22 protein-coding genes are annotated in these 22,457 nt (G+C 59.7%); 5 read left to right on the forward strand and 17 right to left on the reverse strand.

Translation table 11 applies throughout. The features are described 5' to 3' along the window. Window positions 1-150: 150 nt before the first annotated feature. Window positions 151-537 (forward strand): helix-turn-helix domain-containing protein, encoded by a 387-nt coding sequence (locus tag MMS95_RS09355; protein WP_004927697.1) that lies wholly within the window; start codon window positions 151-153, stop codon window positions 535-537. A gap of 21 nt (window positions 538-558) precedes the next feature. Here MMS95_RS09355 and MMS95_RS09360 read toward each other — a convergent pair whose 3' ends face one another. The 5 genes from MMS95_RS09360 to lysM form a co-directional block, all read right to left on the reverse strand. Next, window positions 559-912 carry a DUF1304 domain-containing protein gene (locus MMS95_RS09360; protein ID WP_015378167.1) on the reverse strand — a complete coding sequence of 118 codons (354 nt, stop codon included), beginning with the start codon at window positions 910-912 and terminating at the stop codon, window positions 559-561. A 427-nt stretch (window positions 913-1,339) separates the two neighbouring features. After that, the gene (locus MMS95_RS09365; protein ID WP_015378168.1) at window positions 1,340-2,281 is read right to left on the reverse strand and encodes a pirin family protein; all 942 of its coding nucleotides are present in this window, start codon (window positions 2,279-2,281) and stop codon (window positions 1,340-1,342) included. A gap of 105 nt (window positions 2,282-2,386) precedes the next feature. Next, a complete protein-coding gene (locus MMS95_RS09370; RefSeq protein WP_004934557.1) occupies window positions 2,387-2,551 on the reverse strand; it encodes a hypothetical protein in 165 nt (54 codons plus the stop codon). A 23-nt stretch (window positions 2,552-2,574) separates the two neighbouring features. After that, window positions 2,575-2,730: a hypothetical protein gene (locus tag MMS95_RS09375; RefSeq protein WP_004934560.1), complete on the reverse strand. Its 156-nt coding sequence runs from the start codon at window positions 2,728-2,730 to the stop codon at window positions 2,575-2,577. Between the two features lie 266 nt (window positions 2,731-2,996). Continuing rightward, complete coding sequence (lysM, locus tag MMS95_RS09380; protein WP_015378169.1) at window positions 2,997-3,443, reverse strand: peptidoglycan-binding protein LysM; 447 nt, start codon at window positions 3,441-3,443, stop codon at window positions 2,997-2,999. A 228-nt stretch (window positions 3,444-3,671) separates the two neighbouring features. On the opposite strand from lysM, the gene MMS95_RS09385 reads away from it, so the two are divergent. Beyond that, window positions 3,672-3,863 (forward strand): YebW family protein, encoded by a 192-nt coding sequence (locus tag MMS95_RS09385; protein ID WP_004934567.1) that lies wholly within the window; start codon window positions 3,672-3,674, stop codon window positions 3,861-3,863. Between the two features lie 123 nt (window positions 3,864-3,986). Continuing rightward, on the forward strand, window positions 3,987-4,211 hold the full coding sequence (locus tag MMS95_RS09390) for a biofilm development regulator YmgB/AriR family protein (RefSeq protein ID WP_004934572.1): 225 nt from the start codon (window positions 3,987-3,989) through the stop codon (window positions 4,209-4,211). An 81-nt stretch (window positions 4,212-4,292) separates the two neighbouring features. Here the strand turns inward: MMS95_RS09390 and MMS95_RS09395 are convergent, their stop codons facing one another. The 6 genes from MMS95_RS09395 to MMS95_RS09420 form a co-directional block, all read right to left on the reverse strand. Next, the gene (locus MMS95_RS09395; protein ID WP_021503904.1) at window positions 4,293-5,375 is read right to left on the reverse strand and encodes a porin; all 1,083 of its coding nucleotides are present in this window, start codon (window positions 5,373-5,375) and stop codon (window positions 4,293-4,295) included. Window positions 5,376-5,943: 568 nt separating this feature from the next. Further along, window positions 5,944-6,927 carry a succinylglutamate desuccinylase gene (astE, locus tag MMS95_RS09400; protein ID WP_075684709.1) on the reverse strand — a complete coding sequence of 328 codons (984 nt, stop codon included), beginning with the start codon at window positions 6,925-6,927 and terminating at the stop codon, window positions 5,944-5,946. Between the two features lie 10 nt (window positions 6,928-6,937). Next, complete coding sequence (astB, locus tag MMS95_RS09405) at window positions 6,938-8,278, reverse strand: N-succinylarginine dihydrolase (protein WP_015378173.1); 1,341 nt, start codon at window positions 8,276-8,278, stop codon at window positions 6,938-6,940. A 52-nt stretch (window positions 8,279-8,330) separates the two neighbouring features. After that, window positions 8,331-9,803, reverse strand: coding sequence for a succinylglutamate-semialdehyde dehydrogenase (gene astD, locus MMS95_RS09410; protein ID WP_242141607.1), 1,473 nt, complete (start codon window positions 9,801-9,803; stop codon window positions 8,331-8,333). Next, complete coding sequence (astA, locus tag MMS95_RS09415) at window positions 9,803-10,837, reverse strand: arginine N-succinyltransferase (protein ID WP_004934585.1); 1,035 nt, start codon at window positions 10,835-10,837, stop codon at window positions 9,803-9,805. Before astA ends, astD begins: the two co-directional genes overlap by 1 nt. Before the next feature lie 52 nt (window positions 10,838-10,889). Then, on the reverse strand, window positions 10,890-12,104 hold the full coding sequence (locus tag MMS95_RS09420) for an aspartate aminotransferase family protein (RefSeq protein ID WP_015378175.1): 1,215 nt from the start codon (window positions 12,102-12,104) through the stop codon (window positions 10,890-10,892). 666 nt (window positions 12,105-12,770) lie between these two features. Between MMS95_RS09420 and MMS95_RS09425 the strand changes: the two genes are divergently transcribed. Next, on the forward strand, window positions 12,771-13,745 hold the full coding sequence (locus tag MMS95_RS09425; protein WP_021503907.1) for an alpha/beta hydrolase: 975 nt from the start codon (window positions 12,771-12,773) through the stop codon (window positions 13,743-13,745). Between the two features lie 2 nt (window positions 13,746-13,747). On the opposite strand, the gene MMS95_RS09430 is transcribed toward MMS95_RS09425, so the two are convergent. The 6 genes from MMS95_RS09430 to MMS95_RS09455 form a co-directional block, all read right to left on the reverse strand. Then, on the reverse strand, window positions 13,748-14,716 hold the full coding sequence (locus tag MMS95_RS09430) for an oligopeptide/dipeptide ABC transporter ATP-binding protein (protein WP_015378177.1): 969 nt from the start codon (window positions 14,714-14,716) through the stop codon (window positions 13,748-13,750). After that, complete coding sequence (locus MMS95_RS09435; RefSeq protein WP_033632808.1) at window positions 14,706-15,692, reverse strand: ABC transporter ATP-binding protein; 987 nt, start codon at window positions 15,690-15,692, stop codon at window positions 14,706-14,708. The genes MMS95_RS09430 and MMS95_RS09435 overlap by 11 nt, the downstream gene beginning before the upstream one ends. Next, complete coding sequence (opp4C, locus tag MMS95_RS09440) at window positions 15,689-16,639, reverse strand: oligopeptide ABC transporter permease (RefSeq protein WP_004934600.1); 951 nt, start codon at window positions 16,637-16,639, stop codon at window positions 15,689-15,691. Before opp4C ends, MMS95_RS09435 begins: the two co-directional genes overlap by 4 nt. Window positions 16,640-16,643: 4 nt before the next feature. Further along, on the reverse strand, window positions 16,644-17,600 hold the full coding sequence (locus tag MMS95_RS09445; RefSeq protein ID WP_004934604.1) for an ABC transporter permease: 957 nt from the start codon (window positions 17,598-17,600) through the stop codon (window positions 16,644-16,646). 48 nt (window positions 17,601-17,648) lie between these two features. Further along, complete coding sequence (locus MMS95_RS09450) at window positions 17,649-19,337, reverse strand: ABC transporter substrate-binding protein (RefSeq protein WP_242141598.1); 1,689 nt, start codon at window positions 19,335-19,337, stop codon at window positions 17,649-17,651. Between the two features lie 154 nt (window positions 19,338-19,491). Continuing rightward, the gene (locus MMS95_RS09455) at window positions 19,492-20,910 is read right to left on the reverse strand and encodes a PLP-dependent aminotransferase family protein (RefSeq protein WP_242141599.1); all 1,419 of its coding nucleotides are present in this window, start codon (window positions 20,908-20,910) and stop codon (window positions 19,492-19,494) included. A 144-nt stretch (window positions 20,911-21,054) separates the two neighbouring features. On the opposite strand from MMS95_RS09455, the gene MMS95_RS09460 reads away from it, so the two are divergent. Then, window positions 21,055-22,455, forward strand: coding sequence for a cytochrome ubiquinol oxidase subunit I (locus MMS95_RS09460; RefSeq protein WP_004934615.1), 1,401 nt, complete (start codon window positions 21,055-21,057; stop codon window positions 22,453-22,455). Window positions 22,456-22,457: the final 2 nt, after the last annotated feature.

Consider the following 22,457-nt stretch of genomic DNA (forward strand, 5'->3'; position numbering starts at 1 on the left):
AGTCTCAGATTAGCCGTTTTTCCTTTCGGCTGACAAGCGGCGGTCAAACGGTTTTTCCGAATAATTGCCCCCCGTCACCGGCGGCATTTTTGTCGACGGCGGCAAGTTGTGTATACTTCACCGCTATGTAGGTCTCACACTGACGCACTGATGATACAAGAACACCACCTCTCGTTGGTCTGCGCCCTCAGCAAATGGGTCGAAACTCACCTCGGACGAGTGATCCATCTCGAAGAGCTGGCCGAGTACTCCGGCTACTCGCTGTGGCACATGCAGAAGCTGTTCAAAGAAGCGACAGGGATTTCGCTCGGTAAATACATTCGCGAACGCCGTCTGGCCGGCGCGGTCTATCAACTGCGCAGCAGTGAAGCGTCGATCTTCGACATCGCCCTGGACTTTGGCTTCGGTTCACAGTCCCACTTCACCTACATGTTCAGAAAGCGTTTTAATATCACACCCTATGATTTCCGCCAGGATTTGAGCGTTGATCTGCACATCGATCCGCCGTTGCACGTCATTCACCAAAAATCCGCCTGAAGCCCGCCGCAAGTCGGCGGGTTAACGCGCCCCCCAGACCGCCAGCATCGCGATCGCGGCCGGCAGCGCCTGCACCCACAGAATTTTGCGGCTGGCGCTCAACCCGCCGAACACCCCGGCCGCCAGCACGCACCCGAGCAAGAACAGCTGCAGTGCCATATCCCCACGCCAGTAGCTCCATACCAACCCCAACGCCAGAAAGCCGTTGTACAACCCCTGATTGGCGGCCAACACCCGCGTGGCTGCGGCGAACTCCGCCGTTGTGCCAAATGCGCGCCTGCCGAGGGGCGTACGCCACAGGAACATTTCCAGCACCAGGATATAAAGATGGAGCGCTGCGATGAGCAGCAGCAAAATATCGGCAAAGAACTTCATGATGGTTCCAGTCGTTTATTGAAGATGCCATCAATTATAAACGCCTTCGCTCACCTCCCCATCGGCGGAGATAAAAAAACCCGCCGAAGCGGGTTTATGCAGGAGTCATTTTTTGAGGTTAGTTTAATACGGCGACCAACAATGCCGCGACAGAGACCCAAAACAGCGCCGTGGCAACCACGACATGGGACAATCTTGCACGATAAAGTACCTGGCTCATAATGACCTCACTGACATCTGACTAACGGGAGACAACCTGACTTCCTGAGGATTATCCTAAACTTCTTCTCACTGTCGTTATATGCGCCAGATCACTTTTCCGCCGAGAAACCTTATATTGTCGTAAAGCTGGAGCCGCGATCACATTAATTACGCCTTATTAGAGCGAAATAAGCCGAATAATCGCGGCGATTATATCCTAACGCTATCAAACATCGTTCCAGGGCAGGCGCGGTGCGGTCATGCGCTCACCAGAATAACCGCTAACCGGCGGGAAACGCGGCGCGCCTTGTTCCCAATCATGCTGAGCCCGAGTAATTTCAGCCTTGGTATGGCCAACGAAATTCCACCAGATAAGGATCTCTTCGTTTAATGGTGCCCCACCGATGAGTAATCCCCGGCTCCCCTTCCGTGCATTTAACCCAATAGAGTTATTCTTTATGCCCAAATAGGCGAATTCATCAGGTGAAAAGGTTTCACCATTAAGTTCAAATGCACCAATAAGGGGCAAAAAGCCGATTTCATAATCATCGCGCAACGGCAATTCGATTCTTGCCGCTTCTTCCCATTCCAGATCAATGGCGATTAATGGCGAAAGAGTGAACACCGGTGAACAATAAGCGCCAAATTCCCCAACCAACAAACGATGATTCACGCCATTATTCTGCCACTGCGGCAAATCAGGATAATGATCGAAGCGTGGTGCCATGTCGGCATGTTCGGCCGGCAGCGCGATCCATAATTGCGCAGCATGCAATCGCCGTTGCTCACCCACCGACTGTTCCGTATGCGCAATGCCGTGCCCTGCGGTCATCAGGTTAACCTGACCCGGACGAATCACCTGCTCACTGCCGAGGCTGTCTCGGTGCAGCACCTCACCTTCTATCATCCAGGTGAACGTTTGCAGCCCGGTGTGCGGATGCGGCCCCACATCCATGCCGGGCGAAGTGCCGTTGAATACCGTCGGCCCGGCGTGATCGAGAAAACACCAGGCGCCGACGGTGCGCCGCTCCCGGGTTGGCAACGCACGGTTGATCGGAATGCCCCCCACTTCGGCGTTACGCACGGCAATACGTTGTATCTGGCGCACGCCGTCAACGACGGGGCACTCGCGTGAAGGTGAAGAGAGCGTAGGACGTGGCTGACTCATCGCAAAGACCTCCTGAATGGCGCCGATTCGCCAAGGGTAACCGCCCAAGCTTAACACAGGACAGCTCCTCCGCAGAGCGGCGACGTGCAGGCACGTTCGCGCGGTTCAGGGGGCTTTGATATAGCAGCTCTTGATGTCTATATCGTCATGCGCGTGCCTGAGATCGGAGAAATAGGTCACGCCAAAGAGAATTGATACCACCAGCAGCACGGACACCAACAGGCCGATGATCGCCAGCAGTTTGGTTTCATCATGGAGATTAGGCTCCATTTTATCTCCCCTAGTTAATCGCGTCAGGTCACCCACAGCGTGACCGCCAGCGTAAAGATAATCAGTGAGCAGGACGCCACCGCCAATACGACGATCGCAAATTGCGCATCACCCAAGGTTTCTCGATAGTTTTTATCCGTTGAGGCGTTACGCTCTTGTTTCACTAAATCGGTTTTCACTCGTTCAACTGCTGCATTGCTGTTTGACGGGGCAAAACATCCCCTCAGAATAAGGCGCCAACGTCGCTGACTTGGTCGCTCCGGCCTCAACCGGGGGATGACGCTATCAATTTTCCCCATCAGGGTCAACACCGCGCCTGCCGGCGAGCGAGCAAGTACACAGGGGAGATGTAACTGGCATGGAGAGCGCAAGGAAATAAGAGACGCCGATTGCAGAGGGCAAAAAAAAAGCCCGGTACGTGACCGGGCCAGGGTAGACCGACGCGTTATTGCGGGATACGCAACACCTGCCCCGGATAAATCTTGTCCGGGCTCGACAGCATCGGCTTGTTGGCTTCGAAAATCTTGTTGTACAGATTGGCGTTGCCGTACATCTCTTTAGAGATCGCGCTCAGCGTATCGCCCTTCTTCACGGTATAGAAGCGGCTCTCGGCGTCGGATTGCGCTACCGCCACCTTGTCTTCCACACCGCTGATACCCGCCACGTTGCCGATAGCCACCAGGATCTTCTCTTTTAACTCCTGGCTGACGGCGTCGCCGGTCACTACGGCTTTACCATCGACCACCTGCACATTCACTTTGTCGGTGCCCGGCAGGCCGCTCTTATCGAGATGCTCCTTGAGTTTGGCGCTTTGATCTTCGGCGGAGGCATTGCCGGTGACTGTATCCCACAGTTTTTCGCCCGCTTCTTTGACGAAGTTAAACAAGCCCATATTCACTCCTTTTGATGGTTGCAGTAATGCGTTTAAGTAAGGCTTGTTAAGCTTAGCATCGACAAAAGGATATGCCATCCGCTCACGGCGTCAGAAACGGGTAGAGTATTCCGAAAGTGTCGTCAGCGGCGTTTCCATGGCGATTAATCGTGCAATGATGCTGAAAAATCGCGCTTTTCTACCTACACTGTTGCAGACAAGGCAACTCGACGAAGGAGGCGTGCGACGATGTACGCATTGGTGATGTTTGTCTGTTATCTGGATGGCGGCTGCAGTGAAATGGTGGTCGATATATTGCGCGACGAGCCGCAATGCCTGGTCGCGATGAAGGAACAGAACTTGCGACACGCCGGCTGTTATCCCATGGAAGAGTTTATCGACGGCTTCTGGTTGCCAGCCAGCGAATATTCGGATTTTTAACCTGCTCCCCGCGCAATGCTGAGGAATTTCTGATTTCATCGGAAACTTCGTCTTCCTCTGAGGCATAAGGCCGCTGTTTTGCTAAATTGCGGCTCCCGAAGAAGAGAGAGACAGAGAAAGGTCATGCCAGCATCGGCTCATTCCAACGAGCAATATGAAACTCTGCTGCGCGACGTCAGCCTGGCGTTAGGCGACGCAGTGTTGCAGTTAATCCAAAAACATAAAAAGGTATCCGGCGGCAATATTCTTTCACAGCTGGTGGACGAAATAGAGCGTGAGCAGGATCAGCAACGTTTCGTCGCACTGCGTTCCGCCATTGAACTGGTCGGGCTGGCGCCCAAAGGCTGAAATCCCGATAAAACAAAGGCAGGGCTTGCGCCCTGCCTGATTACCAATCCCGACACAGGATGAAGGTAATGAAATTGCAGATTAGAAACGATACGTCAGGCTGACGGCAACGATATCATCGTTGGCCAGTTTCAGTTTGTTATCGTCGCTCAGCTGGTTGATTTGATAATCGACGTAGGTGTACATATTTTTGTTGAAGTAGTAAGTCGCCCCCACTTCCACGTATTTCACCAGGTCGGCATCACCGATCCCTTCGATATCCTTGCCTTTGGACTGCACGTAGGCCACGGAAGGACGCAGGCCGTTCTCGAATTGATACTGAGCCACCACTTCGAAGTTTTGCGTTTTATTGGCGAAGCCGGAAGTGCCGTTGACGCTGATCGGCGTCATGTTACGGGTTTCGGCATACATCGCAGCCAAGTAAACCTGGTTGGCGTCGTATTTCACCGCGGTGGTCCAGGCGGTAGCGCTGTCACCCTTGCCATACTGCAGCGCTTTCTGAGCGCTGGTGCGGTTGGAATCGGAGAACGCCGCCGCTAAGCCGATGCCGGAACCGCCGATATCCTGGTAGTCCAGAGACAGGCCGTAACCGTCGCCGTTTTGCTTGGTCACGCTGCGGCCGTCACCGTCGTTTTTACCCTGATACTGCACCGCCAGGTTCAGGCCTTCCACCAAACCGAAGAAATCACGGTTGCGGTAGGTGGCCAAACCGTTGGAACGAGCGGTCATAAAGTTATCGGTATAGCTGTAGGAGTCGCCGCCGAATTCCGGCAGCATGTCGGTGTAAGCCTCGGCGTCATACACCACGCCGTAGTTACGGCCGTAGTCGAAAGAACCGTAGTTGCCGAATTTCAGCCCCGCGAAGCCCAGACGCGTTTTGGTACCGGCGGTGCCCTGCGCTTCGTCGTGATTGGCCTGGACGTTGTATTCCCACTGGCCGTAGCCGGTCAACTGGTCATTGATTTGCGTTTCGCCTTTGAAGCCCAGACGAACATAGGTCATATCACCGTCGTTGGACTTACTGTCGCTGAAATAATGCTTGGCGTTAACGCGGCCGTACAGGTCGAGTTTATTGCCATCCTTATTGTAGATTTCAGCCGCGTTGGCGAAGGAGGTGATCGCCCCGAGGGCGACAGCTAAGGCTAATACACTGCGTTTCATCATTTATTTTCCTAGATATTATAATTAGAACCCTGCCCGTCACGCCCAATTTATAATTTGGGCTGTGATTTTATCTTTTGGTATTTTATGAGCTCCCCTAATGCCGGGGTGATGTGACATTAGCATCATGAATCAAAACTTAAAATCAAAAAGTTCATGAAACAACGAGGAGAAAGCATGTTTATGTGTAACTAAATATTACAAAAAAGAAATCACTCAACCCATTGAATATAAGAATTTTTTATCACATAAGTTATAACCAAAACGGTGCAATGCACCATTATAGTGCAATTTAGTTTCGTTTTGCGTGCTTTCTGCGCGATTCAAAAGTAACAACAAGATTAGCATGGTTATTAAAAACGTTACTTATTTCACATTTTTATCTTAACAAACTCACCAGGCAATTAAGGCTTTCAGATAACGACCTGACACTGCCTTCTATTCATTCGTATAAAGACGCGGATTAGTAACGAATAAAATTCGCCTTACGGGAATAAAAATAGCGGGAAATAGCAGATTAAAATAATGAAAGGAATAACGGCGGCGCGCTGACGGCGCCACCGTGGATAAATCAATACAGCGTAGAGCGGGAAACTTCGCTCAACAACATGCCGGCACGCAGGCCCAACGCCACGCTGGGGTTAGGGAACAGTATCCACGCCCCCTCCTGGCCCACGCGATAGTCCTCCTGCGGTTGCTCGCACAGCAACATACCCGGTTGCAGTTCGGTGAAGTTGGCCGTGTCATCGTCCAGATGCAGTTTGAAATCTTCGCTGTGCTTGATCAACGAGTGCATCACACGAAAAACCCGAATCTCGGCGCCCGCACGCGCCGGCAGCGCCCCTTCGCTGACCGCCGCCCGCAGAGCGCGATCGATGGCGGCAAACTGCTGCAGATCGTTGCTGCCGAACGGCCGCGCCTTGCCCAGCTCGAGCGTACAGCTCGCCGCATTGAGATGTTCGCTGGAGTAATGGCTAAAAGTCCCGCCCGGCGCACTGTGTACCACCAACGCATCCAGATCGGCGGCATCCAGCAGCTTCAACATCGGCTCACTGTACGGGCGTTTCTGAAAGGGCAGAATGCCGAAACGTGGCAAACGCGATTCACGGATGGCGGTGTGCAAATCGTAATGGAAACGCGCCGCCTGCTCCCCATCGAAAAAGGCGGCGAGCGCACGCTCCAACTGCTGCGCGCGCACGGTTTCGCCACTGGCGGCGAAGTTGCGGTAGCGGCCGCCGAACATGCGGTTCATGTCGCTGTGCAGATAACGCTTGCCGGCTCGCATCGCCGCCGGGTTGCCCAGCACTACCAACAGTCGCACCGTCAGCGGCAACCGGCCGGCAAGGAGATCGCCGACCAGCTGATTGAGCAGTTCAATCGGCGCGGTTTCATTGCCGTGCACGCCCGCCGACATCACCATCGCCTGGCGGTAAGGCTGTCGTGGCGTAAGCTCCAGTACCCCTTCCCCCTGCCAGCGCCACCGCAGCTGCGGTGTTTCACCTTGCCATTCGACGGGTTCGTTCCCTTCCAGCGTCAGGGGCAGTAGATCGATCATGCTGCCTCCCTTAGCGTTGGAACGGATAAATGGCGCCGAGACCGAGGATCGACGTCAGCGCATCCAGCGCCTCGCGCCCTTCGCGCAGCAGCAGCGGATCGGCCAGGTCATCCTGCGTCAGGCGGTCGCGGTAATGACGATCGACCCACTCGTTCAACGTTGCGAACAGCCGATCGTTCATCATCACGCGCGGATTGACCGCTCTCAACTCTTGTTCGTTGAGCGCCACCCGCAACCGCAGGCAGGCAGGGCCGCCGCCGTTGCGCATGCTTTCACGCAGGTCGAACACGCGGATTTCATCGATAGGGCCGCCGCTGCCGACCATGTCGTTGAGGTAACGCCACACGCCGGCGTGCTGACGCGACTCCTCCGGCACGACGATCATCATCTTGCCGTTCGGTTTGGTAAGAATTTGGCTGTTGAACAGATAGGTCGCCACCGCGTCCGCTACCGAGACGCGCTCTGTCGGCACTTCGATCGCCACCAGCTCGCTGTCCAGCGTCGCCATCTTGCGGCGCACTTCATCCAGCGCCTGTTGCTGGCGGTAAAACGCCTGCTGATGATGGAACAGCACGTTCTGGTTGCTGACCGCAATCACGTCGTTATGAAACACGCCCTGATCGATCACCGCCGGGTTTTGCTGCACGAAGACCGTATGCTGTTCATCCAACTGGTGCAGGCGAGCGATCGCCTCGCCGGCTTCGCGCGTCTGGCGCGCCGGATAACGCGCCGGCGCCGTTTCGCCGCCGAACTCCTGACGACCATAGACGAACACCTGCACGCTGCGCCTGGCGTAGTCGCCGCCCAAACGGTTATGGTTGGCCGCCCCTTCGTCGCCGAACAACGCCACCTGCGGCAGCGCCTCGTGGTGGGCGAAATGCCGATCGTCGCTGAACATCGCCCGCAATACGGCGGTGGTGGTTTCCGCTTCGATGGCGCGGTGGAATTTGTTGTTCAGGTTGGCGGCGGTGAAGTGCACCTTGCCGTCGGCGCTGTCCGCCGAAGGCGAGACGGTGGCCGCATTGGCGGTCCACATGCACGACGCCGAGCTGAGCGCCGACAGCAAGCGCGGCGACTGACGCATCGCCTGCGCCAGCACCGCCTCATCGCTGCCGCTGAAACCCAGGCGACGCAGCATCGGCAAATGCGGCCGCTCCTGCGGCGGCAAGACCCCTTGCTGGAAACCGAGATCGGCCAGCGCCTTCATTTTCAGCAGCCCCTGCTTCGCCGCCAGCTTCGGGTTCGATACGCTGTTTTGATGCTGCGTCGACGCCTCGTTGCCGAACGACAGCCCGGCATAGTGGTGCGTCGGCCCCACCAAACCGTCGAAATTGACTTCATATCCTGACATGTTTATCCCCTGGGGATAGCGTACGGCAGCGCCATCGCGCCGCCGCAGACGATTAACGGAACGACAAGCCCGGCGAGAGCGTGGCCGGCAGCGACAGGCTTTCGCTTTCCAGCGAAGCCATCGGCCAGGCGCAATAGTCCGCCGCATAGAAGGCGCTTGGGCGATGGTTGCCGGAGGCCCCCACGCCGCCGAACGGCGCCGCGCTGGACGCCCCGGTCAGCGGCTTGTTCCAGTTGACGATGCCGGCGCGCGCTTCCAGCAACAGCCGCTCGAACAGCTCGCGCTGCGGCGAGACCAATCCCACCGACAGGCCGTAGCGCGTCTGGTTGGCGAGCCGCAGAGCCTCGTCGAAATCGCGGTAACGCACGATGGTGGTCAACGGCCCGAAGTACTCTTCGTCCGGCACGCCGGCCACGCCGGTCAGCTCGATGATGCCCGGGCTGAGCAGCGAACTGCCCGGCTCCAGCAGACGCATGGCCAGCAGCGATTTGCCGCCCAACGCCAGCAAGCGCTGCTGTGCTTTCAGCATGTTTTCCGCCGCGGCAGCCGACACTACCCCGCCCATGAACGGCTGCGGTTCGTCATCCCAACGGCCGACGCGCAGTTCGCCCGCCACCTGAACCAAACGCGCGATAAAGGCATCGCCTTCCGCCCCTTGCTTCACCAGAATGCGACGCGAACAGGTGCAACGTTGGCCGGCGGAGATAAATGCCGACTGGATAGCCAGGTTGACCGCCGCGTCGCGATCCTCGAAACCGTCGACGATCAGCGCATTGTTGCCACCCATCTCCAGCGCCAGGATCTTCTCCGGCTGCCCCGCCAATTGGCGATGCAGGTGATAGCCGGTGCCGGCGCTGCCGGTAAACAGCAGACCGTCGATATCCGCACTGGCCGCCAAGGCTTCGCCGGTTTCGCGGCCGCCCTGCACCAGATTGATCACCCCGTCCGGCAGACCGGCCTGCAGCCAAAGTTTCAGGGTCTCCTCGGCGGTCAACGGCGTCAGCTCGCTCGGTTTGAATACCACGCAGTTACCGGCCAACAGCGCCGGCACGATATGGCCGTTCGGCAGATGGCCGGGGAAGTTGTAAGGCCCGAATACCGCCAGCACGCCGTGCGGACGATGGCGCAGCACCGAAGCGCCGTCGGCCATCGCCGTCTGGCTAAAACCGGTGCGCGCCTGATAGGCCTGCAGCGAAATGCCCACCTTGCCGATCATCGCCTGAATTTCGGTCAGCGTTTCCCAACGCGGCTTGCCGGTCTCGCGGCTGATGGTTTCCGCCAGCGACTGCTTGTGTTCCTCCAGCAAGGCGGCGAAGCGTTTCACCAGCTGTTCGCGCTGCTCGAACGGCGTGCGCGCCCAGGCGGGGAACGCGGCGCGCGCGGCTTCGCAGGCAGCGGCGACGTCATCGGCGTCGGCGGCGTTAGCGCGCCACAGCGGCTGGTTGCCGACCGGATCGGCCTTGCCGAACTCGGCGCCGCGGCCCTGCCGCCAGACGCCGTTAATCAACAGTGCAGGATGGGACATCATGCTTTCTCCTGTGCAATAAGGGGGAGCACCCGCACCGGGCTGCCCTGTTCGACGCCCAGCGCCGCGGCGGTGGCGGCGTTGATATGCAGGCGGTCGTCATACAGATCGGCATTGACCAACAGTGCGCGGTAATTCTGATAGTTGTCGTTGGCCACCAGATGCACCGGCGCATCGGCGCGCATCGGCGTGTCATCCAGCACCACTTTCACCAGGCGGCTCTGCTTCACCGCGCGGATATGGTCGATCTCCGCTTCCAGCGTCGGGCCGCCGTCGAAGATATCGACGTAGCCCTGATAACTCAGGCCTTCCGCCTCCAGTAGGCGGCGCGCCGGCAGGGTTTGCGGGTGCACTTCGCCAATCACTTTCTGCGCATCTTCGGCCAGGAAATCGACATACAACGGGTGTTTCGGCATCAGCTCGGCGATAAACGCCTTTTGCCCGGTGCCGCTCAGGTAGTCCGCCTTGGCGAACTCGATGGAGAAGAAACGGTGACCGACGCTCTCCCAGAACGGCGAACGGCCGTTTTCATCGGAGAAACCGCGCATCTCGGCGATCAGACGCCGGGAGAAGCGTTCACGGAACGCGGCGATAAACAGGAAACGCACCTTCGACAGCAGCTTGCCGTTCTCGCCGTGGCGATAATCCGGATCGAGGAACAACGTACACAGCTCCGAATGGCCGGTATGGTCGTTGCTGAGGAACAGCGTCGGCACCGATTTATAGACGTTCAGCTGTTTGGAGGCGTGCACCTGCGTGCCAACGCGGAAGCTGTACCAGGGTTCCGCCAGGCCGACGGCCACTTCAATTGCGCAGACCCCCACCGCCTGCCGGCGCTCGCTGTCTTCCAACACGAACAAATAACACTGGTCACTTTGCGGAAGTTCGCCTTGCCAGGTTTTTAACGCCCGCTCAATGCGCGCCGACAAGGTATCTTCATTCTGCGGCAGTGAAGTGAGACCGATGCCGGATTTACCGGCAAGCGTCAGTAAATCCGCCAGATCGCGACGCTCTATAGGGCGAATAATCATCATAATGCGAACCTCTTCTGAATCAGGCTGCGCCGGTGAAGGCGCAGCCCGCTGATTAGCTGCAAATGCGCGCCACGGCGCGCGCGAATCGCGCCAGCCCCTCTTTCACATCCTGCTCAGGGATGATCAGCGACGGCGTGAAACGCACCACGTCCGGACCGGCGATCAGCGCGATAACGCCTTCTTCGTTGGCCAGTTGGGTGATCTGCTTCGCTTTGCCGGCATAGTCTTTCTTCAATTGGCAGCCGATCAGCAAACCGCCGCCGCGGATCTCGGCGAAGATCGGGTACTGACGGTTGATATCGTTCAACCCGTCGATGAACCACTGGTGACGTTGTTTGACGCCTTCCAGCACTTCCGGCGTGTTGATGATGGAGAACACTTCCCCCGCCACCGCCGTCGCCAGCGGGTTGCCGCCGTAGGTGGTGCCGTGGGTGCCGACGCCCAGCGTTTTCGCCAGCGCATCGGTGGTCAGCATCGCGCCGATCGGGAAGCCGCCGCCCAGCGCTTTGGCGGTGGTCAGCACGTCCGGCACCACGCCGTACTGCATGTAGGCATACAGATGGCCGGTGCGGCCGACGCCGGTCTGCACTTCGTCGAAGATCAGCAGCGCGTTATGACGATCGCACAGTTCACGCAGCCCCTGCAGGAAACTGGCCTCCGCCGGCAGCACGCCGCCCTCGCCCTGAATAGGCTCGACGATCACCGCGCAGGTGCGATCGTTGATAAGCTCGGCCGCTGCGGCCAGATCGTTATACGGCGTATGGGTGATGCCGCCCGGCAGCGGCGCAAAATCCTGCGAATATTTCGGCTGGCCGCCGGCGGAGACGGTGAACAGCGTGCGGCCGTGGAACGCGTTGTTGAACGCCACAATCTGATCTTTACCGGCGCCGTGCTGGTCGTGCGCGTGTTTACGCGCCAGTTTCAGCGCCGCCTCGTTAGCTTCTGCACCCGAATTACAGAAGAACACCTTGTCGGCGAACGTGGCGTCTATCAGTTTTTTGGCCAGACGCAGTACCGGTTCGTTGGTATAGCCATTGCCCAGATGCCACAGTTTGCCCGCCTGTTCCACCAGCGCCGCCTTGACCGCCGGGTGCGCATGGCCCAGCGCGTTAACCGCGATGCCGCCGGCGAAATCGATGTAAGACTTACCCTGCTGATCCCACACCTGCGATCCTTCGCCACGCACCAGAATAAAATCGGCAGGGGCATAAACCGGGACCATCCAGTCATCGAAAGACTGGCGGGTAACTGCGATTGGCTGTTCCATAGTGACCTCATAATCTCAGCAAAGGCTGAATTTTGACTGTAAGGGCCGCTCAAGCCCGGTTAGACCGCCACAATGCAAAAAAACCGTTGTTCAAAACCGACTTTCGCGGCGGAGAAAATGCTGTCCCTTACCGCTGATTTAGAAACAAATCTGTTACATAAAATCGGTTTTTCACTATTTATGGCGTATATCCGGTCCCTGAGCGGGGAGTAAATGTTAACGAGCAGTTAAAATACATGTCGTTTGATAAAGAGTGTAGAGCAGCTATCGTGCCAAAACGGGATTTTTGCCGGATTTGGCTATTTTTTACGTTAAAACAACGGCTTATAATGAATATTTATTCATTTTCTATGCATTGGTAATGCATAAATTAAAAAATAAGGCCTAAAATCATCATTGCGTGCGAAATCCTATTCAATTACGAAAAACTTCAGGATTTCTGATCGGGCTCGCAAAAATAATTTCCCCCAATTTGCTCGCTATCACACTTTTTGCCCCCATCGGGTGCAGCGGCGCGCCAGCATGGTGCAACGCGGCAGCGACGCAGAGGCGCCACCCGCCATACTCGCGAAAAAGGAGCCGCGCTGACCGCGGTTCCTGCTTTGTACGCCAGCGACTACACTGTGATCCTGACCGCCCCTTCTCTTCTGCGCACAAGGAGCCACCATGCCCAAGAAAACCGTCGATCTCAGCCAGCCGCACGCCCAACACGACATCCGCGCGTTTCTCGACGCGCTGAATGCCGGTGGCGGTAAACCCATGGAGCAGATGAAGCCCAAAGAGGCGCGCAGAGTTTTGGAAGCGGCGCAGCGCAGCGTAGACGTGCCGCTGCGCGAGGTGGAGATCAGCGAGAAAACCATCCACGTTGAGGGCCAGGATATTCTGCTGCAGTTGGTGCGGCCGGCCAGGGTCAAGGAGGCGTTGCCGGTATTCATGTTCTTTCACGGCGGCGGCTGGGTGCTGGGCGATTTCCCCACTCATGAACGACTGGTACGCGATCTGGTTTACAGCTCCGGCGCGGCGGCGGTATTCGTCAACTACCCACGCTCCCCGGAAGCGCATTATCCTCAGGCGATCAATCTGGCCTACGCCGCCACGGAATGGGTGGCCGAGTACGGCGAAAAAATCAATGTCGATGGGTCACGGCTGGCGGTGGTCGGCAACAGCGTCGGCGGCAATATGGCGGCGGTGGTCAGCCTGATGGCCAAAGAGAAAGGCATACCGGCGCTGCGTTGCCAGATCCTGCTGTGGCCCGTCACGCACGCCCACTTTGATACCGATTCCTATCATCAGTTCGCCGAAGGCCATTTCCTGACCCGCAATATGATGAAGTGGTTTTGGGACAGCTATGCGCCCGATAAGGCGCAGCGCAAAGAGATCTACGCCTCGCCGCTCAACGCCACGCCGGAACAGCTGCGGGGCTTGCCGCCGGCGCTGGTGCAGACCGCCGAGCTGGACGTGTTGCGCGATGAGGGGGAAGCTTACGCGCGTCTGCTTGACGCCGCCGGCGTCGAGGTCACCGCCACCCGCTACAACGGCCTGATCCACGATTACGGCCTGTTGAATCCGCTCGCCCACGTCCCGGCGGTGCATTCGGCGATCCACCAGGCCGGGCGCGCGTTGAAGCACTACCTGTCCTGACGCTAGCCAACCACGTGGCAAGCCACCTGATGGCCGGGTGCCACGCTGCGCAGATGCGGCGCCTGTTCACGGCATTGCGCCGTGGCCAGCGGACAGCGGGGATGGAAACGGCAGCCGCGCGGCGGGTTGGCGGGATTGGGCGCTTCGCCCCCGGCCACCCACGCCGGCGAACGGTGCGCATCCAGCGTCGGCACCGCCGCCAACAAGGCCTGCGTGTAGGGATGCAGCGGTTGGCGAAACAGCGAATCGCGGTCGGCGCTCTCGACGATCTGCCCCAGATACATCACCGCCACGTCCTGGCACAGATGCTCCACCACGCCGAGATCGTGCGAAATAAACAGCAGCGTCACCCCCTGCCTTTCCTGCAAATCGGAAAACAGATTGATGATCTGCGCCTGAATCGACACGTCGAGCGCCGATATCGGTTCATCGGCGACGATAAATTCCGGTTGCAGGATCAGCGCGCGCGCGATGCCGACGCGCTGCCGCTGGCCGCCGGAAAACTCATGGGGAAACCGCCCGTAATGCTGCGGCGACAGCCCGCAGATCGCCAGGGTATCGAGCACCCGTTCGCGCAGTTCCGCCTTGCTTGCCAGGCCATGCTGCAACAGCGCTTCGCCGATGGCGTCGCCCACGCGCAGACGCGGATTCAGCGAGCTGTACGGATCCTGAAACACCAGCTGCATTTTCGGCCGCAGGGCGCGCAGCGCGTCTTTGCTGAGGCTATCCAGCGCCTGCCCTTTGAACATCACCTCACCGGCGGTTTTATCGTGCAGGCCGAGCAGCGTGCGGCCGACGGTGGTTTTGCCACTGCCGGACTCGCCCACCAGCCCGAAAACGCGGCCCTTGCGAATGCTGAAGCTGACGTCGTCCACCGCCTTCAGTTGGCCGGTGGTTCGCCCGAACAGCCCGTCGCGCAGCGGGAAATATTTCTTTAATCCTTTCACTTCCACCAAGGGTTCAGTCGACATGCAGGCGCCCTCCGGCGTTGAGGAAGCAGGCGGATTGGCGCTGCTGAGTCCCGTACAACGGCGGGATGCCGTCGCGGCAGCGCGCGGTGGCCTGCGCGCAGCGCTCGGCAAACGCACAGTGTTCAGGCAGCCGCGCCAGATCCGGCACCTGGCCGGGAATGGAGTACAAACGGCGACGCCGCTGCCCCGGCACCGGCCGCGAGGCGATCAGCCCCTGAGTATAAGGGTGCCGCGGTTCGGCCAGCACTTCCCGCGTCGTTCCCTGCTCGACGACACGCCCGGCGTACATCACCGCCAGCCGATCCGCCATTTGTGCGATCACCCCAAGATCGTGGGTGATTAAGATCATCGCCATATTGTGTCGCCGGCTCTGCTCGCGCAGCAACGCCAGGATTTGCGCCTGTACCGTGACGTCGAGCGCCGTGGTCGGTTCATCGGCGATCAGCAGCGCCGGCCGGCACCCTATCGCCATGGCGATCATCACGCGCTGCAGCATGCCGCCGGAAAGCTGGTGCGGGTAGCAGCGCATCAGCGCCTCCGCGCGCGCCAACCCCACTTCCTCCAGCAGTTGCACCGCCTGACGCCAGGCCGCTTTCGGCGACAGGGCCAGATGACGAATCAGCGGCTCCAGCAGCTGTTCGCCGAGCGTCAGCACCGGATTGAGCGCGCTCATCGGCTCCTGAAAGATCATCGCCAGCCGGTTGCCGCGCAAATCAGCCATCTGCGCCGCCCGCAGCGACAGCAGGTTTTGTCCTTCAAAACGAATCTCGCCGCCGTCTACCTGCGCCAGCGGCTGCGGCAACAGCCCCATCAGCGCCATGGCGGTCACGCTTTTGCCGCAGCCCGATTCGCCAACGATCCCCAGCGTTTGCCCGGCCTGCAGTTCCAGGCTGACCTGCTGCACCGCCCGCACCGGCCCCTGCTCGCCCTGAAACGACACCGACAGTCGGTCGAACGCCACCAGCGGTTGACTCATCGTGTTACTCCATTCATTTTCGGATCGAGCGCGTCCCGCAGGCCGTCGCCCAGGATATTGATCGCCACCACGGTGACGAAGATCGCCAGCCCGGGCGGCATCCACAGCCAGGGCCGGCGCTGAAAGTCGATCAGGCTGTTGGCGGCGTCCATCATGTTGCCCCACGACGGCGTCGGCGGCACCACGCCCAGCCCGAGGTAACTCAGCGCCGATTCGCTGAGAATGGCGTTGGCCACCGCCATGGTGGCCACCACCACCAGAATCGGTACGGTGTTGGGCAGCAGATGGCCGAAGAGGCGTCGCCGGGTGGAGAGACCCAGCACCTCGGTGGCCAGCATGAAATCCCGCTCGCGCAGCGACAGGATCTGGCCGCGCACCAGCCGCGCCAATGACGGCCAGCCCAGCAGGCTCAGCATGATCATCACCATGTAGATGCGGTAGTCCGGCGACACGTCGAGTTCGGTCAGCATCGCGCCCATGATGATCAACAGCGGCAGGCCGGGAATGGTCATCAGCAGATCGGCGAAGCGCATGATCAGCCGGTCCGCCACGCCGCCCAGATAACCGGAAAGCGCCCCCAGCACGTAGCCCAGCGTCACCGACAGCAACATCGACACCAGGCCGATGGTCAGCGATATCCGCCCCGCCAGCAGCAGCCGGGTGCAGATATCGCGGCCGAGAAAGTCGGTGCCCAACCAGTGCGCGCCGCTCGGCGCCTGATTGATATTCAGCACATCGCCGGCATCGTCGCGCCACGGCGACAACGACGGCCCAATCAGGCACAGCAACGCCAACAGCACCAGCAACGCCAGCGAAATCATCGCAGGCCGGTGGCGACGCAGCCGTCGCCAGGCCTGCGCCGCGGGCGGTGGCGACAGTTGCGCCAGCGCCGGCAGTTGCGCCTGGCGCCAGCGGCGACGGCGGCCGAAAAACAACGTAGCCAACATCGTGTTACCTCAAGCGAATGCGTGGATCGGCGTAGGCGTACAGAATGTCCGCCAGCAGATTGCCGAGAATGGTCAAGGCGGCCAGAAACAGCGTGAACCCCATCAATACCGGGTAATCACGCGCCGCCAGCGAATCGATATGGATGTGTCCGGCGCCCGGCCAGTTGAAGATTTTTTCGGTGATCAGCGCGCCGGAGAACAATCCCGGCAGCTCGAACCCCAGCAGGGTGATGATCGGCAATAGCGCATTGCGCAGCGCGTGTTTGAGGATCACCGTTTTCTCCCTGAGCCCTTTGGCGCGCGCGGTGCGAATATAGTCCATGCGGATCACCTCCAGCATGCTGGCGCGGAAATAGCGCGTCAGGCTGCCGGCCTGCAGCATCACCAGCGCCAGCACCGGCAACAGCAGGTGCGCCGCCACCTCCAGCGCCCAGGCCAGCCCGCTCGCCTCGCTGCCGGTGCGCAGCATGCCGCCCGCCGGCAGCCAGTGCAGATCGACGGCGAACCATTTGATCAGCAACAGGCACAGGAAGAACGTCGGAAACGACATGGCGGCGAACACCGCCACGGTGATCAGATGATCGAACAGCGAATAGGGTTTCATCGCCGAGATCACTCCCACCGCCAGCGCGATGCCCCAATACAACACCATCGCCACCGCCGCCAGCAGGAACGAATTCCAGATGTATTGGTTCAGCAGCGTGCTGACCGGGATCTGGTACTGCAGTGAAAAGCCGAGGTCGCCCTGCAGCAGCCGGCCAAGCCAGTGCAGATAGCGGCTGAACAACGGCTGATCCAGCCCGTACAGCGCCCGCAGCTCGGCGGCGCGTTGCGCGGTCAGATTGATGTTGCCGTCGATAAAATCGCCGGGCGCCAGGGCGAAAATGCAAAAAATCAGCAAGGAAGCCAACAGCAGCATCGGGATCGTCTGCAGCAGACGGCGCAGGATAAAATTTCTCATCGCGGGTTCCATCGCCGCCGCCCGGAATGGCGCGGCGGCGTCAGGGCGTTACGGCGCCGGTTTGACGTTCGGCAGGCTGCCGACCAATCCGTTGTAGATATCCGGTTTAAAGCCGGTGACGCGCGCGCTGCTGGCGCTCAAAATCTCGCGGTTGCCGAGCAGGATCACCGGCGGATCGTCGGACAGCGCCTGATACAGCTGGTGGTACAGCGGCTTGCGCTGTGCGATATCCAGCGTGGCGTTGGCCCTGGCGATCAGCGCATCCACCTGCGGGTTGTGGTAGCCGGTCTCGCTCTCGCGGCTGATGAAATCGCGCACGCCGTCGTGCGGATCGTTCAGCGTGCTGGTGCTGAGGGACGCCAGGTCGTAATTGCCCGCCTTGCGCTGCGCCAGCAGCGCGTTGAAATCCAATACCTGCGGTTTCAGCACCACACCGAGCCGGCGGTAGTTATCCTTGGCGATCGGCACCAGCGCGTCGTTGATCAGCTTTTTGGTCACCAGCAGCGTCAGCTCCAGCTTTTTACCGTCTTTCTGCCGGATGCCGTCAGCGCCCACCTGCCAGCCCGCCTCGTCCAACAGCTTTTTGGCCTTATCGAGATCGTAAGCGTAAGGATTGATGCCATTCGCGTCATAGGCCCAGGAGATCGGCGAAATCGGCTGGTTGGCGACCTTGCCGTACCCCTGATACACCACGGCGATCAGCTTTTGCCGATCCAGGCCGTAAATCAACGCCTGGCGCACCCGCTTGTCCTGCAGCGCCGGACGCTTGAGGTTGAAGTCGATGCGGCTGTAATCGCTTGAGCTATAAAGGTTGATATTGGCGAAGCCGAGCAGCTTGAGCTGTTCGATATCGTCCGGCTTGGCGGTAAAGGCGTCGTAGTCGGTCTCACCGGTCTGGAACAGCTGGAAGTTGGTGGCCGGGTTGGTGACGCGATAGATAAAGCGCGCCATCGGCGGCGGGCCGAGGTAGAAGTTCGGGTTGGCGTGGAAGCGGATCTCCTGCCCCGGCACGTACTTGTCGTAAATATAGGGGCCGTTGCCGAGCGGTTTGCCGTTCAAGGCGCGCACGCCGTCGAGCTTGCCCCGCTGATAGTTTTTGCCGTAGTAAGCCCGCGACAGCACCGGGCCGCCGATCAGTTGCAGCGTGGTAGCGCCCGGTTGCGTGGTGACGATCTGAATGGTGCGATCGTCGATCACCTTCAGGCCGCTGATGCCGGCGGCGGTGCCGTTTTTATACTCGGCGCCGCCCTGAATGTGCGCCGGCGTGATGTCAGTGTCGCCGTCATAGGCCGGATCGTGCAACAACGTCAGGGTAAAGGCGATATCGTCGGCCTTCAGCGGCGAGCCGTCGCTGTAGACCAGATTCGGCCGCAGCTTGATGGTGTAGGTCAGATTATCGGGACTGACCTGCCAGGACTCCGCCAGGCGTCCTTCCGGCTTGCCCTGGCTGTCCAGGCCGATCAGGCGGCTGAAGATCACGTCGGTGACGTTCTCGTCCCAGCCGTTGGTGAACAGATACGGGTTGAAAATCCCCTGCGGTTCCGAGATGCCCGCCACCACGGTGTCTTTGCGCAGCTTGGCGGCGGCCGGCACCCGGCTGACGTCGCTGGCCGGCGTGATGCCTTCGGCCAGCGTTTCCGCCTGCGCGCCGGCGCTCAATCCCAGCGCGCAGATCAACGCCAGCGGCGTCAACCGATAACGCAACAGTTTGTTTAGCTTGTTTTTTATTCTACTCACCCACTGCCCCTCGTCTACCCGTTGATAAAAATGTGACAAAATTTATCGCAGAGTAATGGGCGGCTGGAGGGCTGTCTAACAACGAAACCGGCATTCCATTGCCGAAAAAAGCATTATGAATTTTTCTGGGGCGAAGCGGCGTGAAAAACGCGGCTCAACCGGCCGCCGCCAGCCCCCAGATAAGTTTGGCTAAGGTTTTGATCGCCTCTTCAAAGCGGTCATTCCATTCAAAAGAGGCGTTGAGACGGAAGCAGTGGTTGAAATGGTCGCCGGTGGTGAACATGCGCCCCGGCGCGATGCTGATACCCCGGGAAAGGGCCCGCCGGTACAACTCCATCGACGACAGCGCCGGATCCAGCTCCAGCCACAGGAAGTAACCGCCGTCGGGCTGGCTGACCTTTACCGTCGGCGGGAAATGGTGGGCAATCGCCTGACGCATCGCGCTTTGGCGCTGGGCCAGCAGGCGGCGCAACCGCCGCAGGTGGGTGTCGTAGCCGCCGTGCAGCAGATAATCCGCCAGCGCCATCTGGGTCGGCACGCTGGTGGAAACGGTGCTCATCAGCTGCAAACGCTGGATCTGCTGCGCATAACGCCCCGCCGCCACCCAGCCGACGCGAAAGCCCGGTGCCAGGCATTTGGAAAACGACGAGCAGTGCAGGATCTGGCCGCCGCTGTCGAGCGCCTTGGCCGGCAGCGGCCGTTCGGCGCTGAAGTACAGCTCGCCGTAGACATCGTCTTCGATCAGCGAGATCTGCCGCTCGCGCAGCAGCGCCACCAGACGCTGTTTGTTGGCCTCCGGCAGGGTGGCGCCCTGCGGGTTCTGGAAGTGGGTCATCAGCCAGCAGGCTTTGATCGGATACTGCTCCACCGCCTGCTGCAACGCGTCCAGATCGATGCCGTCCTGCGGATGGGTGGCGATCGCCACCGCCTTCAGCCGCAGCCGTTCCAGCGCCTGCAGCGCGCCGTAAAACGCCGGCGACTCGATCGCCACATAGTCGCCCGGTTGGGTCACCGCCTGCAGGCTGAGGCTGAGCGACTCCATCGCCCCGGCGGTGATAACGATTTCGTCCGGCGCGACCTGCATGCCGCTCAGCGCATAACGTTGGGCAATGTGCCGCCGCAGCGCGTCGTTGCCCGGCGGCAGGTTAGCCAGCGAACTGTGCGGCGTGAATTTGCGCGCTACGCTGCTCAGCGCCCGCGCCAGCTTCGGCTGGGCGAACAGCGTGGCGTCGGGAAAGGCCGAACCGAAAGGCACGATGTCCGGATCCTTGCAGGCCTGCAGCACGTCAAAAATAAAGGCGTTGATGTCCACCTGCTCGCTCAGCAACAGTTTCTCGCCGCGCGAAGGCTGAGGCAGCGGCTGCGGACGCGCCGCCACGTAGTAACCCGACTGCGGCCGGGCGACGATCCACCCCTGGCTCTCCAACAGTTGGTAAGACTGCACCACCGTCATCAGGCTTAATCCGGCGCGTTTGCCGCTCTCGCGCAGCGAAGGCAGCTTGTCGCCCGCCCGCCACACCCGGTTCTGGATCTGTTCTCTAATCTGTTGCGCAAGCTGCTCGTATCGGGTCATAACCATTAACTGTTATATGAAAAAGTAAAATAACTGTCACTATTATAGTCACTGTACTTCGTGATTAACTTCACGCCAAGCTTTTCACATAAAAATGACAGCTATACTCAAGAGGTTAATTTATGTTCAACCCTAGGAGGCGCCATGCTGGGTCTTGATGCACTGGAACTCGCCAGAATACAGTTCGCCTTCACCGTGTCTTTCCATATCATCTTCCCCGCCATCACCATCGGCTTAGCCAGCTATCTGGCGGTGCTGGAGGGATTATGGTTGAAAACGCACAATGAAGCCTATCGTGAGCTTTACCATTTCTGGTCAAAGATTTTCGCCGTTAACTTCGGCATGGGCGTGGTTTCCGGGTTGGTGATGGCCTACCAGTTCGGCACCAACTGGAGCTTTTTCTCCGAGTTCGCCGGCAGCATTACCGGGCCGCTGCTGACTTATGAAGTGCTGACCGCCTTCTTCCTCGAAGCCGGTTTCCTCGGCGTGATGCTGTTCGGCTGGAACCGCGTCGGCCCAGGGCTGCACTTCTTCGCCACCTGCATGGTGGCGCTCGGCACGCTGATCTCCACCTTCTGGATCCTGGCCTCCAACAGCTGGATGCAGACCCCGCAGGGACACGAAATCATCAACGGCCAGGTGGTGCCGGTCGACTGGCTGAAGGTGATCTTCAACCCGTCCTTCCCGTATCGCCTGCTGCACATGTCCACCGCAGCCTTCCTCTCCTCGGCGTTCTTCGTCGGCGCTTCCGCCGCCTGGCACCTGCTGCGCGGCCGCGATACGCCGGCGATGCGCAAGATGCTGTCGATGGCGATGTGGATGGCGCTGATCGTCGCGCCGGTGCAGGCGCTGATCGGCGATGCGCACGGCCTGAATACGCTGAAACACCAGCCGGCGAAGATCGCCGCCATCGAAGGCCACTGGGAAAACCCGCCGGGCGAAGCCACGCCGCTGATCCTGGTCGGTTGGCCGGACATGCAGCGTGAAGAGACCCGCTTCAAGCTGGAGGTGCCCTATCTCGGCAGCCTGATCCTGACGCACAGCCTGACCGAGCAGGTGCCGGCGCTCAAATCCTTCCCGCCGGAAGATCGCCCCAACTCCACCGTGGTGTTCTGGTCGTTCCGCATCATGGTCGGGCTGGGCATGCTGATGATCCTGGCCGGGGTGTGGAGCCTGTGGCTGCGCTGGCGCGGCGGGCTCTATCAGTCGCGTCCGTTCCTGTACTTCATTCTGTGGATGGGCCCATCCGGACTGCTGGCGCTGCTGGCGGGCTGGTTCACCACCGAGATCGGCCGCCAGCCGTGGGTGGTGTATGGCCTGCTGCGCACCAAGGATGCGGTCTCCGCGCACGGCGATCTGCACATGAGCATCAGCCTGCTGGCGTTTATCATCGTCTATTGCTCGGTATTCGGCGTGGGCTACTCCTACATGATGCGTCTGATCCGCAAAGGGCCGCAGCCGCATGAGCACCAAGAAGACAATACCGAGGGCCGCCCAGCGCGTCCGCTGTCCGCGGTCAACGACACTCTGGACGACAGGAGCTGAAC

It is taken from the genome of Serratia sp. PGPR-27 (assembly GCF_022678525.1).
GTDB classification, from domain to species: Bacteria; Pseudomonadota; Gammaproteobacteria; order Enterobacterales; family Enterobacteriaceae; genus Serratia; species Serratia nematodiphila.

Bases quoted from the DNA above. Each gene is read 5' to 3' on its own strand.
- MMS95_RS09435 (WP_033632808.1), bottom strand. From the start codon at position 15,692: ATGAGTCAACCGCTGGTGGCGTTCGACCGACTGTCGGTGTCGTTTCAG.
- MMS95_RS09430 (WP_015378177.1), bottom strand. From the start codon at position 14,716: ATGTCGACTGAACCCTTGGTGGAAGTGAAAGGATTAAAGAAATATTTC.
- MMS95_RS09390 (WP_004934572.1), top strand. From the start codon at position 3,987: ATGCCAGCATCGGCTCATTCCAACGAGCAATATGAAACTCTGCTGCGC.
- MMS95_RS09455 (WP_242141599.1), bottom strand. From the start codon at position 20,910: ATGACCCGATACGAGCAGCTTGCGCAACAGATTAGAGAACAGATCCAG.
- MMS95_RS09460 (WP_004934615.1), top strand. From the start codon at position 21,055: ATGCTGGGTCTTGATGCACTGGAACTCGCCAGAATACAGTTCGCCTTC.
- astE (WP_075684709.1), bottom strand. From the start codon at position 6,927: ATGATCGATCTACTGCCCCTGACGCTGGAAGGGAACGAACCCGTCGAA.
- MMS95_RS09355 (WP_004927697.1), top strand. From the start codon at position 151: ATGATACAAGAACACCACCTCTCGTTGGTCTGCGCCCTCAGCAAATGG.
- MMS95_RS09370 (WP_004934557.1), bottom strand. From the start codon at position 2,551: ATGGAGCCTAATCTCCATGATGAAACCAAACTGCTGGCGATCATCGGC.
- opp4C (WP_004934600.1), bottom strand. From the start codon at position 16,639: ATGTTGGCTACGTTGTTTTTCGGCCGCCGTCGCCGCTGGCGCCAGGCG.
- MMS95_RS09385 (WP_004934567.1), top strand. From the start codon at position 3,672: ATGTACGCATTGGTGATGTTTGTCTGTTATCTGGATGGCGGCTGCAGT.
- astA (WP_004934585.1), bottom strand. From the start codon at position 10,837: ATGATGATTATTCGCCCTATAGAGCGTCGCGATCTGGCGGATTTACTG.
- lysM (WP_015378169.1), bottom strand. From the start codon at position 3,443: ATGGGCTTGTTTAACTTCGTCAAAGAAGCGGGCGAAAAACTGTGGGAT.
- MMS95_RS09395 (WP_021503904.1), bottom strand. From the start codon at position 5,375: ATGATGAAACGCAGTGTATTAGCCTTAGCTGTCGCCCTCGGGGCGATC.
- MMS95_RS09365 (WP_015378168.1), bottom strand. From the start codon at position 2,281: ATGAGTCAGCCACGTCCTACGCTCTCTTCACCTTCACGCGAGTGCCCC.
- MMS95_RS09360 (WP_015378167.1), bottom strand. From the start codon at position 912: ATGAAGTTCTTTGCCGATATTTTGCTGCTGCTCATCGCAGCGCTCCAT.
- MMS95_RS09420 (WP_015378175.1), bottom strand. From the start codon at position 12,104: ATGGAACAGCCAATCGCAGTTACCCGCCAGTCTTTCGATGACTGGATG.
- MMS95_RS09425 (WP_021503907.1), top strand. From the start codon at position 12,771: ATGCCCAAGAAAACCGTCGATCTCAGCCAGCCGCACGCCCAACACGAC.
- MMS95_RS09445 (WP_004934604.1), bottom strand. From the start codon at position 17,600: ATGAGAAATTTTATCCTGCGCCGTCTGCTGCAGACGATCCCGATGCTG.
- astB (WP_015378173.1), bottom strand. From the start codon at position 8,278: ATGTCAGGATATGAAGTCAATTTCGACGGTTTGGTGGGGCCGACGCAC.
- astD (WP_242141607.1), bottom strand. From the start codon at position 9,803: ATGTCCCATCCTGCACTGTTGATTAACGGCGTCTGGCGGCAGGGCCGC.